This is a genomic window from Massilia cellulosiltytica, assembly GCF_047325105.1.
Lineage (GTDB): Bacteria > Pseudomonadota > Gammaproteobacteria > Burkholderiales > Burkholderiaceae_D > Telluria > Telluria orientalis.
Window position 1 is genome coordinate 4,643,779 of record NZ_CP168562.1, and the last position, 15,865, is coordinate 4,659,643.

The 15,865-nt window shown below is 68.3% G+C and carries 13 protein-coding genes; 5 read left to right on the plus strand and 8 right to left on the minus strand.

Features of this window, described 5'->3' with window-relative positions:
* Nucleotides 1-3 precede the first annotated feature (3 nt).
* Both senB and selD read left to right on the plus strand, forming a co-directional pair.
* On the plus strand, nucleotides 4-990 hold the full coding sequence (senB, locus tag ACEN9H_RS20175) for a selenoneine biosynthesis selenosugar synthase SenB (protein ID WP_413671844.1): 987 nt from the start codon (nucleotides 4-6) through the stop codon (nucleotides 988-990).
* Nucleotides 987-2,042 (plus strand): selenide, water dikinase SelD, encoded by a 1,056-nt coding sequence (gene selD, locus ACEN9H_RS20180; protein WP_413671845.1) that lies wholly within the window; start codon nucleotides 987-989, stop codon nucleotides 2,040-2,042. The genes senB and selD overlap by 4 nt, the downstream gene beginning before the upstream one ends.
* Nucleotides 2,043-2,050: 8 nt before the next feature.
* On the opposite strand, the gene ACEN9H_RS20185 is transcribed toward selD, so the two are convergent.
* The gene (locus ACEN9H_RS20185; RefSeq protein WP_413671846.1) at nucleotides 2,051-2,695 is read right to left on the minus strand and encodes a DUF1906 domain-containing protein; all 645 of its coding nucleotides are present in this window, start codon (nucleotides 2,693-2,695) and stop codon (nucleotides 2,051-2,053) included.
* 481 nt (nucleotides 2,696-3,176) lie between these two features.
* Here ACEN9H_RS20185 and leuA point away from each other — a divergent pair, with 481 nt between their 5' ends.
* Nucleotides 3,177-4,865: a 2-isopropylmalate synthase gene (leuA, locus tag ACEN9H_RS20190; protein WP_160408606.1), complete on the plus strand. Its 1,689-nt coding sequence runs from the start codon at nucleotides 3,177-3,179 to the stop codon at nucleotides 4,863-4,865.
* On the opposite strand, the gene ACEN9H_RS20195 is transcribed toward leuA, so the two are convergent.
* From ACEN9H_RS20195 to egtD, 4 genes are read right to left on the minus strand one after another with little or no spacing between them, the layout of a single operon-like run.
* On the minus strand, nucleotides 4,831-6,051 hold the full coding sequence (locus ACEN9H_RS20195) for a glycosyltransferase (RefSeq protein ID WP_413671847.1): 1,221 nt from the start codon (nucleotides 6,049-6,051) through the stop codon (nucleotides 4,831-4,833). The two genes, leuA and ACEN9H_RS20195, sit on opposite strands and share 35 nt — an antisense overlap.
* Nucleotides 6,051-6,980, minus strand: coding sequence for a YihY/virulence factor BrkB family protein (locus tag ACEN9H_RS20200; protein WP_056127860.1), 930 nt, complete (start codon nucleotides 6,978-6,980; stop codon nucleotides 6,051-6,053). Before ACEN9H_RS20200 ends, ACEN9H_RS20195 begins: the two co-directional genes overlap by 1 nt.
* Nucleotides 6,977-8,200, minus strand: coding sequence for an ergothioneine biosynthesis protein EgtB (gene egtB / locus ACEN9H_RS20205; RefSeq protein WP_160408603.1), 1,224 nt, complete (start codon nucleotides 8,198-8,200; stop codon nucleotides 6,977-6,979). The genes ACEN9H_RS20200 and egtB overlap by 4 nt, the downstream gene beginning before the upstream one ends.
* Nucleotides 8,201-8,210: 10 nt before the next feature.
* Complete coding sequence (egtD, locus tag ACEN9H_RS20210) at nucleotides 8,211-9,179, minus strand: L-histidine N(alpha)-methyltransferase (RefSeq protein WP_413671848.1); 969 nt, start codon at nucleotides 9,177-9,179, stop codon at nucleotides 8,211-8,213.
* Nucleotides 9,180-9,530: 351 nt separating this feature from the next.
* Between egtD and ACEN9H_RS20215 the strand changes: the two genes are divergently transcribed.
* Entirely contained in the window at nucleotides 9,531-10,178 is a 648-nt protein-coding gene (locus ACEN9H_RS20215; RefSeq protein WP_413671849.1) for an ABC transporter ATP-binding protein, read from the plus strand.
* Between the two features lie 217 nt (nucleotides 10,179-10,395).
* Nucleotides 10,396-10,704 carry a hypothetical protein gene (locus ACEN9H_RS20220; RefSeq protein ID WP_056127852.1) on the plus strand — a complete coding sequence of 103 codons (309 nt, stop codon included), beginning with the start codon at nucleotides 10,396-10,398 and terminating at the stop codon, nucleotides 10,702-10,704.
* Nucleotides 10,705-10,711: 7 nt separating this feature from the next.
* Here ACEN9H_RS20220 and ACEN9H_RS20225 read toward each other — a convergent pair whose 3' ends face one another.
* The 3 genes from ACEN9H_RS20225 to ACEN9H_RS20235 are packed head-to-tail and all read right to left on the minus strand — an operon-like array spanning nucleotide 10,712 to nucleotide 15,833.
* Nucleotides 10,712-11,179: a hypothetical protein gene (locus ACEN9H_RS20225; RefSeq protein ID WP_413671850.1), complete on the minus strand. Its 468-nt coding sequence runs from the start codon at nucleotides 11,177-11,179 to the stop codon at nucleotides 10,712-10,714.
* 59 nt (nucleotides 11,180-11,238) lie between these two features.
* Entirely contained in the window at nucleotides 11,239-12,384 is a 1,146-nt protein-coding gene (locus tag ACEN9H_RS20230) for a two-component system response regulator (RefSeq protein ID WP_413671851.1), read from the minus strand.
* Entirely contained in the window at nucleotides 12,384-15,833 is a 3,450-nt protein-coding gene (locus ACEN9H_RS20235; RefSeq protein ID WP_413671852.1) for a response regulator, read from the minus strand. Before ACEN9H_RS20235 ends, ACEN9H_RS20230 begins: the two co-directional genes overlap by 1 nt.
* Nucleotides 15,834-15,865 lie beyond the last annotated feature (32 nt).

Here is a 15,865-nt window from a genome sequence, read left to right on the forward strand (position 1 = left end):
CCGATGCCCCGAGCGCACATCCACATCGTCAGCCCCGCATCCGCCCGCGAAAACAATGGCAACTGGCAGACCGCAAGCCGCTGGCGGCGCCACCTCGCGCGCGACTACCGCGTCACGATCGGCCCCGGCTGGCAACCGGGAGATGGCGTACCGGACCTGTTGATCGCGCTGCATGCGCGCCGCTCCGCCGCCGCGCTGGCCGCGTTCAGCGATGCACATCCGGACCGGCCTGCGCTGCTGGTCCTGACGGGCACTGACCTCTACCGCGACATCCACGACGACGCCGGCGCGCAAGGCTCGCTCGTCCGCGCGCATGCGCTCGTCGTGCTGCAGCCGCGCGGGCTGGACGAGCTGCCGGAAGCCGTCCGTGCGCAGACGCACGTGATCTACCAGTCGGCGCCGCGCCTGCGTCCCGCCCGGCCGCGCATGCCGCGCGACGTCGCGATGATCGGCCACCTGCGCATCGAGAAGGATCCGCAGACGTTCATGGATGCGGCCCGCCTCGTCGGCACGCCGGGCGTACGCCTCGTGCACATCGGCGCCGCGCTCGACGCGGACCTCGGCCGCCGCGCGCGGGAAACGCAGGACGCGACGTCCACCTACCGCTGGCTCGGCGCTCTGCCCCACATGGCGACGCGGCGCCGGCTGCGCCGCTGCCACGCGATGGTCATCGCATCGCGCATGGAGGGCGGTGCGAACGTCATCATCGAAGCGGTGACGAGCGGCGTGCCGGTGCTGGCATCGAACATCTCCGGCAACGTCGGCATGCTGGGCGACGATTACGCGGGCCTGTTCGCACCGGGCGATGCGCAGGCGCTGGCCCGCCTGGTCGAACGCAGCGCGACCGATGCGCGTTTCGCCGAGCGCCTGCGCCGCCAGTGCGCGGCGCGCGCGGCGCTGTTCGCGCCCGCCGTCGAGCGAGCACGCCTGCTCGACTTGGTGGATAATCTTCTTCTTCAATCAACGCAAGCACACGAAGGCACCGTATGAACCCATCCGCCGACCAACCCATCAAACTGACCTCGTTCTCCCACGGCGGCGGCTGCGGCTGCAAGATCGCGCCGGGCGTGCTGTCCGAGATCCTGAAAAAGTCGAGCGGCTTCCCCGTGCCGAAAGAGCTCATGGTCGGCATCGAGACGGCCGACGACGCGGCCGTCTACAAGCTGAACGACGAGCAGGCGCTGATCGCCACGACCGACTTCTTCATGCCCATCGTCGACGACCCGTTCGACTTCGGCCGCATCGCCGCCACCAACGCGATCTCGGACGTGTATGCGATGGGCGGCACGCCGATCATGGCGCTGGCCCTCGTCGGCATGCCGATCAACAAGCTGCCGCTGGAGACGATCGGCAAGATCATCCAGGGCGGCGAATCGATCTGCGCTGAAGCCGGCATCCCCATCGCGGGCGGTCACACGATCGACTCCGTGGAACCCATCTACGGCCTCGTCGTGATGGGTCTCGTGCACCCGTCGAAGGTGAAGCGCAACGCGGATGCGCGCGCGGGCGACGTGCTCGTCCTCGGCAAGCCGCTGGGCGTGGGCGTGCTGTCGGCCGCGCTGAAGAAGGATCAACTGGATGCGGACGGCTATGCCGCGATGGTCGCGAACACGACGAAGCTGAACAAGCCGGGCAAGGCGCTGTCGGAACTGGCGGGCGTGCACGCGCTGACGGACGTCACCGGCTTCGGCCTGCTGGGCCACCTGCTCGAACTGGCGCGCGGCGCGAAACTCACCGCGCAGCTGGACATGGCGAACATCCCGCTGCTGCCGGGTGTCGAGGCGCTGGCCCACGCCGGCTATTTCACGGGTGCTTCGGGCCGCAACTGGGATGCGTACGGCCATGACGTCGAACTGGGCGCCGCGATCACGGACACGCAGCGCGTGCTGCTGACGGACCCGCAGACGTCGGGCGGCCTGCTCGTCGCCTGCGATCCGGGCAGCGTCGACGAGGTGCTGGCGCTGTTCCGCCGCGAAGGCTTCGGCGACGCGGCCGTCATCGGGTCGATGGCGGCCGGCGCGCCGAAAGTCGTCGTCGGCTGAACGCCCGGTCAAACCATGAACAGGCCGCCGTCGCGGTCCGGATGCGTCGCGTCCGGATCGATGTCGAGCACGACCCCGTCCGCGCCCGGAATGCGCGCGGGCAGCAGCTGGATGATGTCGTAGCGCTTCTGTTCCGCGTACAGGCGCGAGCCCGCGAAGGCGGTCGACTGCGACAGCCAGGACAGGGCCGCCTGGCCCCGCTCGACGAGCGTGCCGCAGCACAGGCCCGAGCCGTACACGCCCACGCGGTACGACGGTTTGCCTTCCGCCGCCACGTACAGCGCCGCGCGCACGCCGGTAAAATAATTGCTGACGGCGCCGTCGAGATCGGCCTGCGTCGGATCGTAGTCGACGGCGAAATAGATCGCGGAGCCGAACGGTTGCCCAATCACGTCACGGGCCATCCGGAAGGCCGCCGCGCCGTCCGCCAGGCCCTGCGCGCGCGTAAAAAAGCCGGCGCCGGTGCCGCTCGTTTCCCACACGACGCCGAGCGCAAGTCCCGCCTGCGACAGCGCCCGCGCCTCGCCCAGCGACAAATTCTTGGCCGCGTTGTGGCTGTAGTAGCGCAGCGCGAACGCGTAACCCTGTTCCTGCAGCGCCTGGGCGTGGCGCGTCAGTTCCATCGTCGTGTCGAGACCTTTCAGTACGGGCATGGTGTCCTCCTGGCGACATGAAGCGCGTACTGTGACACTCGGCTCATCCAGAGAAGTTGATTGTTCGCAAAAACCGTGGTGACCAAACGACAACACACGAAACGCTTGACACGCCAAACAAAATTCACTTAGAGTGGAGAAATGTTCTCCCCTCTGCCTCTGTCGACTTCCCTATCGCTTGCCCGCGCGCTAACGCCGGCAGCCCTGCTACTACGCGCGTAAATCGCCGCTGTCCCGCCCGGCCAAGCTTGCCGGATTCGTAGCCCAAGGAAAGTTGTACCGATGTTTGCCACTACCACATCCACGCTGTCTGTTATTTCCGCCGGAGCTATCCTGCTGTCTGCCGGCGCACGTGTGGTGTTTCGCTCGCTAAAACTACCGATCGGTTGCCGGGCCTAGCGTCCGTGGCCCGTCCGGCAGCCTCCCGCCACCACGATCGAAACGACACCTTCACCAGCATTTGATAATCAGGAGCACCGCCATGTTGACCAACCCTTCCGCCAAATACCGCCCCTTCCCCGCCGTCCCGTTGGCCGACCGCCAGTGGCCGAACCGCATCATCGACAAGCCGCCGGTCTGGATGAGCACCGACCTGCGCGACGGCAACCAGGCACTCATCGAGCCGATGAGCCCGGAGAAGAAACTGCGCTTCTTCGAAAAGCTCGTGCAGATCGGCGTGAAGGAAATCGAGGTGGGCTTCCCGTCCGCGTCGCAGACGGACTTCGACTTCGTGCGCATGCTCGTCGAGGAAAAGCGCATTCCGGACGACGTCACCATCATCGTGCTGACGCAGGCTCGTGAAGAACTGATCCGCCGCACCGTCGAATCGTGCGTGGGCGCCAGGCAGGCCATCGTCCACGTCTACAACTCGGTCGCGCCGGTGTTCCGCCGCGTCGTGTTCGGCATGAACCAGGACGAGATCGTGCAGATCGCCGTCAACGGCACGAAGCTGATCAAGGAACTGGTCGCCCAGCATCCGGACACGAAATGGGGCCTCGAATACTCGCCGGAGTCGTTCTCGACGACGGAACTGGATTTCTCCAAGCGCATCGTCGACGCCGTCGTCGACGTGTGGCAGCCGAGCGCGGACAACAAGGTGATCGTCAACCTGCCGTCGACCGTGGAAGCGGCGACGCCGAACGTCTACGCCGACCAGATCGAATGGATGTGCCGTAACCTGAACCAGCGCGAGAACCTCGTGATCAGCGTGCACCCGCACAACGACCGCGGCACCGCCGTCGCCGCCGCCGAGCTGGCCGTGATGGCCGGCGCCGACCGCGTCGAGGGCTGTTTGTTCGGCAACGGCGAGCGCACCGGCAACGTCGACCTGGTCACCCTCGCGCTGAACCTGTACACGCAAGGCGTGCACCCGGGCCTGGACTTCTCGGACATCGATGCCGTCCGCCAGCTGGTCGAGGAATGCAACCAGATCCCCGTGCACCCGCGCCATCCGTACGTCGGCGACCTCGTGTTCACCGCGTTCTCCGGCTCGCACCAGGACGCGATCAAGAAGGGCTTCGCGAAGCAGCAGGCGGACGCGATCTGGGAGGTGCCGTACCTGCCGATCGACCCGGCCGACCTGGGCCGCAGCTACGACGCCGTGATCCGCGTGAACAGCCAGTCCGGCAAGGGCGGCATGGCCTACCTGCTCGAGCAGGAATACGGCCTCGAACTGCCGCGCCGCCTGCAGATCGAATTCTCGCGCGTCGTGCAGAAGCATGCCGACGCCACCGGCGGCGAAGTGGCCGCCGCCGACATCCACGCCCTGTTCGACCGTGAGTACTTCAACCAGGAAAACGCGGCCTACCGCTACGTCTCGCACCGCCTGGTCGAGAACAGCGAGGGCGAGGAGCGCGTGCAGATCGACACGACCGTCCAGCACAACCGCGTGACGGAACCGCACCAGGGCACCGGCAACGGCCCGATCGACGCCTTCGTCAACGCGCTCGGCCTGGACATCCGTCTGATGGACTACCACGAGCACTCGATCGGCTCGGGCGCCGATGCGCGCGCCGCCTGCTACGTCGAGCTGCGCCTCGCGAACGGCCCCACGCTGTTCGGTGCCGCCATCGACAGCAATATCGTGACCGCGTCGTTCAAGGCCGTGCTGTCGGCCGTGAACCGCCAGCTGGCGCTCAGCGCGGAACAGGCGCCGCAGCAGGCCGCCTGACCAGTCCTTCCAGCACCCCGGCGACCGTCTCCGCCTGACGGTCCGCATCGAACGCCGCGTGGCGCCGCGCAAAGGCTTGCGCCGCCACGCGGAAGTCGCTCCCCGCCAGCATCCGGCCCACGACGGCATCCCAGTCGAGCGGGCGCGCCATCTCGTTCACGTTGATACCCGCCCCCAGCCGGCGCACGCGGCGCGCCGTCAGGAACGACTCGGCCGTGCGCGGCAGCAGCAGCAACGGCACGCCGGCCAGCAGCGCCTGCGACACGGTCGATTCGCCCGCATGGCAGACCGCGAAAGCCGACTCGCGCAAGGCCTGGTCCAATGCCACCGGCCCCGCGGCCCACGCGATCAGCGGATGCGCGTACGGCGGCGCGGCGCCCGCCGCCACCTCGGGCAGGTAGCACAGCGTGCGGCAGCCGGCGCGCGCCAGCGCTTCCAGCATCGCCCCATGCTCGGGGTGCGGCCCGCGCAGGTAGGCGAACACGCGCGGACCAGCGCCTTCCGGCCAAGCGGGCACGCCCGCGCCGGTGCCGCCGATCGTGGGGCCGAACCAGCGCGCATCCGTCTCCGCGCGGCCCCACGGATCGAGTTCCGGCCACGTACACAGCAGCGGCGCATCGCCCCGCAACAGGTCGGCCGCGCGCGCGTACGCCGGCGCGCCATGGCGGGCCAGCACGGCATTGGCGGTCGCCAGCACGCGTGCCTCGGTCGCCGCCATGCGCGCCCGCGGGACCGCTTCCCAGTCGCGCAGCGGCGGCAGCGGTCCGGCGGGCGGAATCTGGAAGCCCGCGCCGACGGCGCTGCTCGCGATGCCGAGGCTGCGCGCGGCCAGCAGTGCGCCCGGTGCGTAATCGCCCACGACGACGTCGGCCTGGAGCGCGCTGAATAAATGGCGCCAGCCGTCGACGAGCCCCGTCATCGCGTCCGCATCGAGCCAGCCGCAGGCGAGCAGGATGTCGGCGAGACTCGCCTCGCCGGGCGGCAGCCCTTCCACGCGGTGCAGCCACAGGGGCGCCTGGTAGACGGGGAGGCGCATGTCGGCCAGCAGGCGGCGCGTGTGCACGAGGTCGCGCAGCACGAACGACACGGCGTGCCCGCGCGCGATGAGCGGTCGTGCGAGCGCTTTCAGGCGGCCGGCGTGGCCGAGCGCCGCGCCGAGTTCCCAGCAAAAGACGATATTGGCCATCAGGGCGCCGTCCGCATCGGCTGCGGATCTTCTCCTTGCCCCTTCTGCCCCACGCGCTCGTATTCCGCGATGACCTGGGCGCCGAACAGCAGCAGGCTGGCCGCGATCTCGAGGCTGAACATGACGACGATCGCGGTGCTCATCGAGCCGTACACGAGGTTCACCTTGGACAGCGTCGTGAAGTACCACACGAGCACATGGCGCGCGACTTCCCACAGCAGCGCGGCCGTCACGCCGCCGATGAGCGCATGCGACAGCGACAGCCGCCCCACCGGCATCACGAGGTAGATCGACGTCAGCACGAGGATCTCGCCCACGAGTCCCAGCAGGTACAGCAGCGCGCCGGACACGCCGTGCAGCGACCACGTGCGGCCGAACAGTTCGACGCTCTCCGAACCGATCACCTGCAGCGTGCCGGCGACGAGCGTCACGATCATCACGCCGAAGCCCAGCGCGAGGATGTAGCAGTACGGGAGCACGGCCGACACGAGGAAATGGCGGCGGCGTACGGCCACGCGATGCACGAAGATCACGCTCATCGCGTTTTCCAGCACGGTGAACGCGAGGGAGCTGAAGAACAGCATCGTGAAGCCGAGCACCCACGTGATCAGGTCGCGCGTGTCCAGGAAGTGCGCCACCTCCGCCACGATCGAGCCGGACTGCCCCGGCACGAGCAGCTCCAGGTAGCGGCGCAGGGTGAGCAGCAGGTTGACCTGGTCGATGAAGTGCGACAGCACGACGACGACCAGCATCAGGAACGGCACGATCGACAGCAGCGCGTAATAGGCGACGGCGCCGGCCAGCAGCAGGCCCTGGTTGGCGCGGAAGGCGCGCACGCACTGCAGGGTGAAGTCGAGCGGGTGCGCGACGATCCACGCATTGGCGCGCCGGTTCAGCACACGCAGGCGCAGGCCGCGCGCCGGCTTCATCGCGCCAGCCTGATCCCGCTGAACTGCCAGCGTGCGCCGGCCGGGAAAAAGTTGCGGTAGCTGGCGCGCGCATGCCCGTGCGGCGTCGCGCACGACGAGCCGCGCAGCACGTACTGGTTGACCATGAACTTGCCGTTGTACTCGCCGATCGCACCCGCGGCCGGGGCGAAGCCGGGGTAAGGCGCGTAGCTGCTCGCGGTCCATTGCCAGCACTCGCCGAACATCTGCGCGAGGCCGCTGCTGCCCGCCGCGCGCGGATGCAGGTCGCCGCAGGTCAGCGCGGCGTCGCGCGCCGCGAACTCCCATTCCGCTTCGGTCGGCAGGCGCGCGCCGCGCCAGCGCGCGTACGCGTCGGCTTCGTACAGCGACACGTGCGCGACGGGCCGCGCCAGGTCCAGCGCCTGCAGGCCGTGCAAGGTGAACTCGCGCCGGCGGTCGCCGTCGTCGACCCAGTACAGCGGCGCGTCCAGCGTGCCGTTCGCGACGAGGTCCCAGCCGTCGGACAGCCACAGCGACGGATCGCGGTACCCGCCCGCCTCGACGAACTCGAGGTACTCGCCGTTCGTCACGAGGCGCGACGCGAGCGCGAACGGTTGCAGGTACTGGCGGTGGCGCGGGCTTTCGTTGTCGAAGGCGAAGCCGTCACCGGCGTGGCCGATCTCGGCGAGGCCGCCGTCGAACTCGATCCAGGCCAGCGGTTCCACCGGGCCCGATGCGGGCAGCGGCGAATCGATATAGGCCGGATAAAGCGGATTGCGCGACAGCAGGTGCTTGACGTCCGTGAGGATCAGTTCCTGGTGCTGCTGCTCGTGCTGCAGGCCCAGCTCGACCAGGGCCGCGAGTTCGGCGTCGTCCGGCCTGGAAGCCAGCAGGCGCAGCAGGCGGGCGTCGACGGCGGCCCGGTAGGCCTGCACCTCGGCCAGCGTCGGCCGCGTCAGGAGGCCCCGCTGGGCGCGCGGATGCTTCGCGCCGACGCCGTTGTAGTAGGAGTTGAACAGCACGCGGAACGCCGCGTCATGGGGCCGAAAGCCGGGTTCGCGCGGCTCGAGGATGAAGGTCTCGAAGAACCACGTGGTATGCGCCAGGTGCCATTTGATCGGGCTCGCGTCGGGCATCGACTGGGCACAACAGTCCTCGGCCGTCAGCGGTTCGGCCAGGTGCAGCGTGCGCTGCCGCACGTGTGCGAACGCGGTGGACAGGCGGTGTTCGGAGGCTCCCATCGCGACTCCTTCAATGCGACAGTGCGCGCGCGTAGATCACGGCGAACCACTGTTTCGGATCCGTCCACACGCGCGCGGCCGCGAAGCCCGCCTGGGCCAGCAGGCCGACGGCGTCGCTCTGGCGGTATTTGTAGCTGTTCTCCGTGTGGATCCACTCGCCCGCCGCGAACCGGCGGCTGCCGCCGCGCCACGTCACCTGCTGCACGGTCTGCGCTTCCAGGTGCATCTCGACGCGGCCCTGGGCCGGGTTGTAGAAGCCGCGGTGGCGCCACTGGCGGATGTCGAAGTCGGCGCCCAGCAGGCGGTTCACGTGGCGCAGCACGTTGAGGTTGAACGCGGCCGTCACGCCCAGCGCGTCGTCGTAGGCGGCGTCCAGCACGGCGTGCTCCTTGGCGAGGTCTATGCCTATGAGGAGTCCACCGTCGCGCCCGCACTGCGCATGCACGCGCTGCAGGAAATCGCGCGCCTCGTCGGGCGTGAAATTGCCGATCGACGAGCCGGGATAAAAGAACAGGCGGCGCTCCTCGCGCACGCTGTCGGGCAGTTCGAGGCTGCCCGAGAAATCCATGCCGAGCGGGCGCATCTCGATGTGGCGGAAGCGCTGGCGCAGGCGCTCGACGGCATCGAGCAGGAATTCGGCCGAGATGTCGACGGGAACGTACTGGCGCGGCTGCAGCAGCGGGAACAGGTTCGCCGCCTTGGCGCAATTGCCGGCGCCCAGGTCGATCAACGTGGCACCGGTGCCGACCGTACGCGCGATCTCGGGCCCGTGCAGGTCGAAGATGCCGGCTTCCGTCCGCGTGGGGTAGTACTCCGGCAATTCGCAGATCGCCTCGAACAGCTTCGACCCCAGGGGGTCGTACAGGAACTTGGGCGAGATCCAGGCCTGGCGCGCGCTCAGGCTCTCTGCCAGCTCGGCGGGTATGTGCAATCCATCGTTGTTTACTACGGGCACTGCGGGCGATGTGGTGTTCAGCATCGGGTGTCCTCGGTGGTGCGGCCGCACCGTGCGGCCGGCTGGAATGTTGCCGTTCCGGCCATGATACGCGATTCCGCGATTCCGCACGCACGCCCTTACCCTCCAAGAATTCGGGGTCAGAGCACATTTTTCGGCAAATTTGGGGTCAGAGCACGATTTGATCTGGCGCAAAATGCCGCGTTTCGGCGCCGTCGGCCGTCCCGACCAAGCCGTTTCAGACCAGGGCAGACAGGTCATTATCCAAAGATCAATTGGCCAAAAATGTGCTCTGACCCCGAATCTTGCGAATAATGTGCTCTGACCCCGAATTGGGGGGCGTGCTAGAGTAGTGGTTTTGTCAATCGGCGTTCCATGCTCGAACTCGTCAATCTCAGCAAATCCTATGGCGGCCGCGCCGTGCTCGCGGCGTTGTCGCACCGGTTCGAACCTGGCGAGTTCGTCGCGATCATGGGGGAGTCGGGCGTCGGCAAGTCCACCTTGCTGAACCTGATTGCCGGACTCGACGCGCCCGATAGCGGCGAGGTTCGCGTCGATGGGACGCCGCTGTCGGCGCTCGACGACGATGCCGCCACCCGGCTGCGCCGTACGCGCATGGGGTTTATCTTCCAGGCGTTCCACGTGCTGCCGCACCTGACGCTGCTGCAGAACGTCGCGCTGCCGCTGCTGCTCAATGGCCGCCCCGACGCCGCCCGCGCCACGCAGATGCTCGACGCGGTCGGCCTCGGGGGACGCGGCGCCGATTTCCCGCGCCAGTTGTCCGGCGGCGAGCTGCAGCGGGTGGCCATCGCGCGCGCGCTCGTGCACCGCCCAGCCCTGCTGCTGGCAGACGAGCCCACCGGCAACCTCGACCCCGACACGGCCGACGGCATCCTGCACCTGCTGCGCACCGAGATCAAGGCCAGCGGCGCCGGCGCCATCATGGTCACCCACTCCCACGCGGCGGCCGCCCTGGCCGACCGGACCTTCGTCTTGACCCGCGCCGGACTGAAATTAGCGTAAGTTCCTGCAAGAAAGACGCATCTTATGGCGTTTTAGTCATGAACAGTGCGTCATAATTGTCAACTCCGTAGTAGCATTCCAACAAACCCACCAGGCATAAGTCATCAATAAATCGGTCGGGCTGGATTCCGTTCGGGCAGGGCATGAGGCGGACGGAGCCCGCAACTCTCCAAAACAGTCGATCTGTCTTGAACATAACCCCAATGCGGAGGAGTTCATGAGCGTACGGCAGAAAAAACAAGAGTTGCTCGAGGCGATGCAGCGCGCCCGGGCCATGGAGCCGTCGAGTTTTGTTCCGAACAAATTGCTCGACACATTAATTCAACGAATGCAGCTGAAGAACGACGCAGAACTGTGCCGCGTCCTGGAGGTACAGCCGCCCATCATCAGCAAGATCCGGCACCGCAAGCTGAACGTCGGCGCCACGATCCTGCTGCGGATGCACGAGAAGTCGAATATCCCGATCCGCGAGCTGAAGGAGCTGACGGCGGAAGCGCGCACGGAGCCGCCGCCGACCCATCACTGAATGCGGTTCACTCGCCGGGCGGGCGGCCGGTCTTGAGCTGGGGCAGGCTGTCCAGCACGGCGCGCAGCGACGCCGTGTCCAGCTGGCCGAGCAGCGCCACGCCCATGCGCAGCAGCTCGCTCTTCTTGACTTCGAAGCCGGCCTTCAGGCAGGCCCGCTTGACAGTGGCGAGCACGGCGTATTCCTGCTCCGGCATGGTGAAGCTGTCGCGCACGAGGTGCGGCCGCACGGCCGGTGCAGGCGCGGCCTTGGCACGCGCGGATTTGACAGGCGCCGCGATCGCGCGCGCCGCCTCGCGCGCCCCCGTAGCCGGCGTGGGCGCGGCCTTCGCGCGCACCGTCCTGGCCGGCGCAACAGCCGCCTTCTTCACCGCCGCCACCTTCTTCGCCGGCGCGGCTTTCGTCGCCACCGCCTTCTTCGCCGCGGGCTTCGCAGCTGTCTTTACGGGCGTTTTCGCCGCCGTTGTCCTCGCCATGGGACCTCCATCTTCAAACAAGCCAAACAATATATATCATTTAGCCGTTTTCCGGAAGATCAGACGTCCGGCTCCGCGTCGCGGAACTCCTCCGCGATCGCCGCGAACTGCCCTTCGATTTCGAAGAACGCATCCAGCACGTCCGGATCGAAATGCGTGCCGCGCCCCTTGCGCATCACGTCCAGCGCCTGCTGGTGCGTGAACGCGGGTTTGTACACGCGGCGCGAGATCAGCGCGTCGTACACGTCGGCCACGGCCATCAGGCGCGCCGACAGCGGGATCTGTTCGCCCGCCAGGCGGTCCGGATAGCCGGAACCGTCCCACTTCTCCTGGTGCGAGTGGGCGATCTCGCGTGCGAACATCAGGAAGCCGTTGGTCCCGCCGATGTGCTTCTCGACGAGCATGATGGTGTCGCGCCCGTACACGGCGTGCAGCTTCATGACCTCGAACTCCTCGCGGTCGAGGATACCGGGTTTCAGCAGGATGCGGTCGGGGATGCCGACCTTGCCGATGTCGTGCAGCGGCACGGAGCGGTACAGGAGCTCGATGTTCTCGTCGGTGAGGTCGGCCGCGAAGCGCGGATGGTGCTGCAGGTGCCGCGCCAGCGCGCGCACGTAGTGCTGCGTGCGGCGGATGTGATGGTCGCCGAGGCTCACGGCCGCGTTGTCGCGCGTCTCGGCCAGGGTGCCCATGGCCATGATGATCGCTTCCTGCATTAGCGCCAGCTGCGCCGTGCGGTCCTGCACGAGCTTTTCCAGGTTCTCGTTGTGCGCCTGCAGCTGGCGGCGCGCGCCCGCCAGCGTCAGTTGCGTGGCCACGCGGGCGAACAGGATCGGGGGGCTGATCGGCTTGGCGATGTAGTCGACGGCGCCCAGCGACAGGCCCATCGCCTCGTCCTCGACCTGGTTCTTCGCGGTCAGGAAGATCACGGGGATGTCGGCCGTGACGGGGTTCGCTTTCAGCTGGCGGCACGTCTCGTAGCCGTCCAGGCCGGGCATCATCACGTCGAGCAGGATCAGGTCCAGGCCGGGCGTCGACTGCGCGATCTGCAGCGCCAGGCTGCCGTTGTTGGCGACCTTCGTGTTGTAGCGGTCCTTGAGCAGGCGCGACAACAGCATGATGTTGTCGGGCGTGTCGTCGACGATCAGGATCGTCGGCTTGTCCTTGTTGCTCGTGCTCGTCTTTTCGGTGGTGACAATGTTCATCAGGTTTCCGCGGTATCGGGGCGGGTTGCGGCGGGCAACTGCTGGCGCGCCTCTTCGAATTCGTAACGGGACAGGTGCTGCTCCAGCCGCGCCATGTGCTCGGCGTCGAGCACGCCGGCCAGGCGCGCGCGCACCGTCTCGAAGTAGTCAATGGCATCGCCCGAGTACTCGGCCAGCAGCTGGTCGAGCTGGGCCACGGCGTCGAGCGCGGCATCGTCCGCATCCGTGGCGACCGACGGCGGCGCCGGCGGCGGCGGTGCGATGGCGGCGCGGGCAAAATAGCGGTCGAGCGACTCCATGGTCGCGTCGACGGCCGCTTCCAGCGCGCGCACGCCGGCCGCGAGGCGGCCGCGGTCGGGCGCCGCCAGTCCGAGGCCCTCTTCCACCGACTGCGCCAGGGTCTGCAGCTCGCGCGCGCCGATGTTGCCGGCCACGCCGCGCAAGGTGTGCGCCCGCGCGGCCGCCTGGCGCAGGCGGCGCGCCTGGTAGTCCGCGCGGATCTGGGCGCCCGCGTCGCGCTGGGTGGCGCGGAAGCGGTCCAGCAGCTGCACGTACAGCGCGACGTTGCCGGCCACGTGGCGCAGGCCGTACGCGGAGTCGATGCCGGACACGGTCGACAGGCCGGGCAGCGTGGGACCGTCCGCCACGACGGCGCCGCCGGCCGACAGCGGCGGCGGCACGGCCTGGCCGATCCAGCGCGCCAGCGTGGTGTACAGCTTCTCCGGCTCGACGGGCTTGGTGATGTAGTCCTGCATGCCCTCGCGCAGGCAGCGCTCGCGGATCTCGGCCAGCGCGTGCGCCGTCATGGCGACGATCGGCAGCTTGTCGAAGCGCGCATCCTTGCGCAGTTCGACGGTGGCCGCGTGGCCGTCCAGCTGCGGCATCTCGAGGTCCATCAGCACGAGGTCGTAGGCCTGCGGGCCGCCGTCGTACAGCATGTCGAGCGCCTCGTTGCCGGTGGCGGCGACGTCCACCGCGATGTTCTGCGCCTGCAGCAGTTCCAGCGCGATCTCCTGGTTGACCTGGTTGTCCTCGACCAGCAGCACGCGCGCCGCGTGATCGCCCGGCGCCCCGAATTTCCCATTCCTCCTGCTGTGCGCGTTTGGCGCGCGCGGCGGCGCGAACAGGGCGACGAGCGTGTCGACGAGGGCCGACTGGCCGATCGGCTTGCACAGGAAACCGCGAATGCCCGCCGCTTCCGCTTCTTTCTGCACTTCCTCGCGGCCGAACGCGGTCACCAGCACGGTGGACGGCGGATGGCGCAGCGCCGGGTTGCCGGCGATGCGGCGCGCCAGTTCGATGCCGTTCATGCCCGGCATCTGCCAGTCCGTCAGCACGACGCGGTAAGGGTCGCCCGCCGCATCGGCCGCGAGCAGCGCGCTTTCCGCCTCGGCGCCGCTGGCGGCGAGATCCACGCGCAGCGGCAACGTCTGCAGCGCTTCGCTCATGATCTCGCGCGCGACGTCGGAATCGTCGACGAGCAGCAGGCGCGCGCCGTCCAGTTCCGGCGGCGCGACCGCCACGCGTTCCGGCTCGCCGGACAGCGGGAAGTCGAGGTCGAAGTGGAACGTCGAGCCCTTGCCCGGGCTGCTCGCGACGACGATGCGCCCGCCCATCAGGCCGACCAGCTGCTGCGAGATCGACAGGCCCAGGCCCGTCCCGCCGTACTCGCGCGTCGTGCTGCCGTTGGCCTGGCTGAATGCGCGGAACAGTTTCGCCTGCTGCTGTTCGCTCATGCCGATGCCCGTGTCGCGCACGGCGAACCGCAAGGTGGCATAGCCGTCGCGGAAGCGGTCCGCGGCCGGATCGTCGAGCCGCATGCACGACAGTTCCAGCTCGCCCGCCGGCGTGAATTTCACCGCGTTGTTGACGAGGTTGATGAGGACCTGGCCCAGGCGCAGCGGGTCGCCCACGAGCATGCGCGGGATCGCGTGCGGCACGTGGAACAGGTATTCCAGGTGCTTGTCGGCCGCCTTCTGGCTCGTCACGCTGGCCACGTTCGCGAGCACGTCGTCCAGGCAGAACGGGATGTGCTCGACGTCCAGCTTGCCCGCCTCGATCTTGGAAAAGTCGAGGATGTCGTTGATGATCCCCAGCAGCGACAGCGCGGCGCGGTGGATCTTGCCGACGTAGTCCTGCTGCTTGGGCGAGAGCTCCGTGCGCAAGGCCAGATAGGCCATGCCGATGATCGCGCTCATCGGCGTGCGGATCTCGTGGCTCATGTTGGCCAGGAATTCCGACTTGGCGACGTTGGCCGCCTCCGCGCGCACGTTGGCCGCGACGAGCGACTGCTCGCGCTCGCGCCGCTCGGAGATGTCGCGGATGAACGAGCAGAATTCGTAGTCGTCGCTCGTGGCCAGCTGGACGCGCGTGATGGCCAGCTCGATCGGAAACTCCACGCCGTCGCGGCGCAGGGCGTACGTCTCGATGCGGCTGTCCAGCACCCCGCCCACGCCGCTGCGCTCGTAGCGCGCGAGGCCGTTGCGGTGCGCGGCGCGGTGGCGCTCCGGCACGATGCAATCCGAGAGGTCGCGGCCCAGCACCTCTTCGCCCTTCCAGCCGAACATCTTTTCCGCCTGCGCGTTCCAGCCGACGATGCGGCCCTGGCGGTCCATGCGCACGACGGCATCCAGCGCGGTGTCGACGATGGCCTGCAGCTTGGCCTGGCTGCCCTGCGCCATGCGCATCGAGTCCAGCAGCTCGCGCGTGCGCGCGGCGATCTTCTGTTCGAGGTCTTCGTTCAGGTCGCGCAGCTGCTGTTCGATCACGCTCTTTTCGCGCAGCAGGCCGTTCGTCACCTGCTCGGCGCGGCGCAGCCGGTTCAACGTGTCGCGGAAGCTGCGCACGGCCGAGGACAGGCGGCCGATCTGGTCGCGCCGGCCGATGCCGGACAAGTGGATGTCGGTCTCGCCGCGCGCCAGCTTTTCCAGCGCTTCCTGGATGTCGGCGAACGGCTGCGTCATGCGGCGGCCGATCAGCAGCACGCACAGGGTGATGGCCAGGGTGAGGATCAGGTTGCCCAGCACGGTCTGGATGATCTGGCGACGCAGGTCGGCGTCGATCTGGCGGCGCGAGATCGCCAGGTCGATCGAGCCGACCAGGTATTCGCGGTTGCCGTCGTGGTAGACGACCTTCTGCTGCACCCGTTCGGCGCCCTCCTCGTCCGCGCCGGAGCCGAGCGACGCGAGCACCATGCCGTTCGGCGCCAGCACGCGCAACATGATCACTTCCGGCGTGCCGCCCAGCGCATCGACGACCGAGGACACGGCCGCGCTGTTGATGTCGAACAGCGGCCGCGCCAGCGCGTGCGACACCACGTTGGCCTGGCGTTCGACCCGTTCCCCCAGCCGCGCGCTCGCTTCGCGGTGCAGCGAATGCATCACCCAGGTCGTGTACACCGTCGTCGACAGCGCCACCGCCAGCACGATGCCGGCGCCGAGCCGGAACACGATGTTCTGGCGCCAGCTGTCGACGAGGCCCC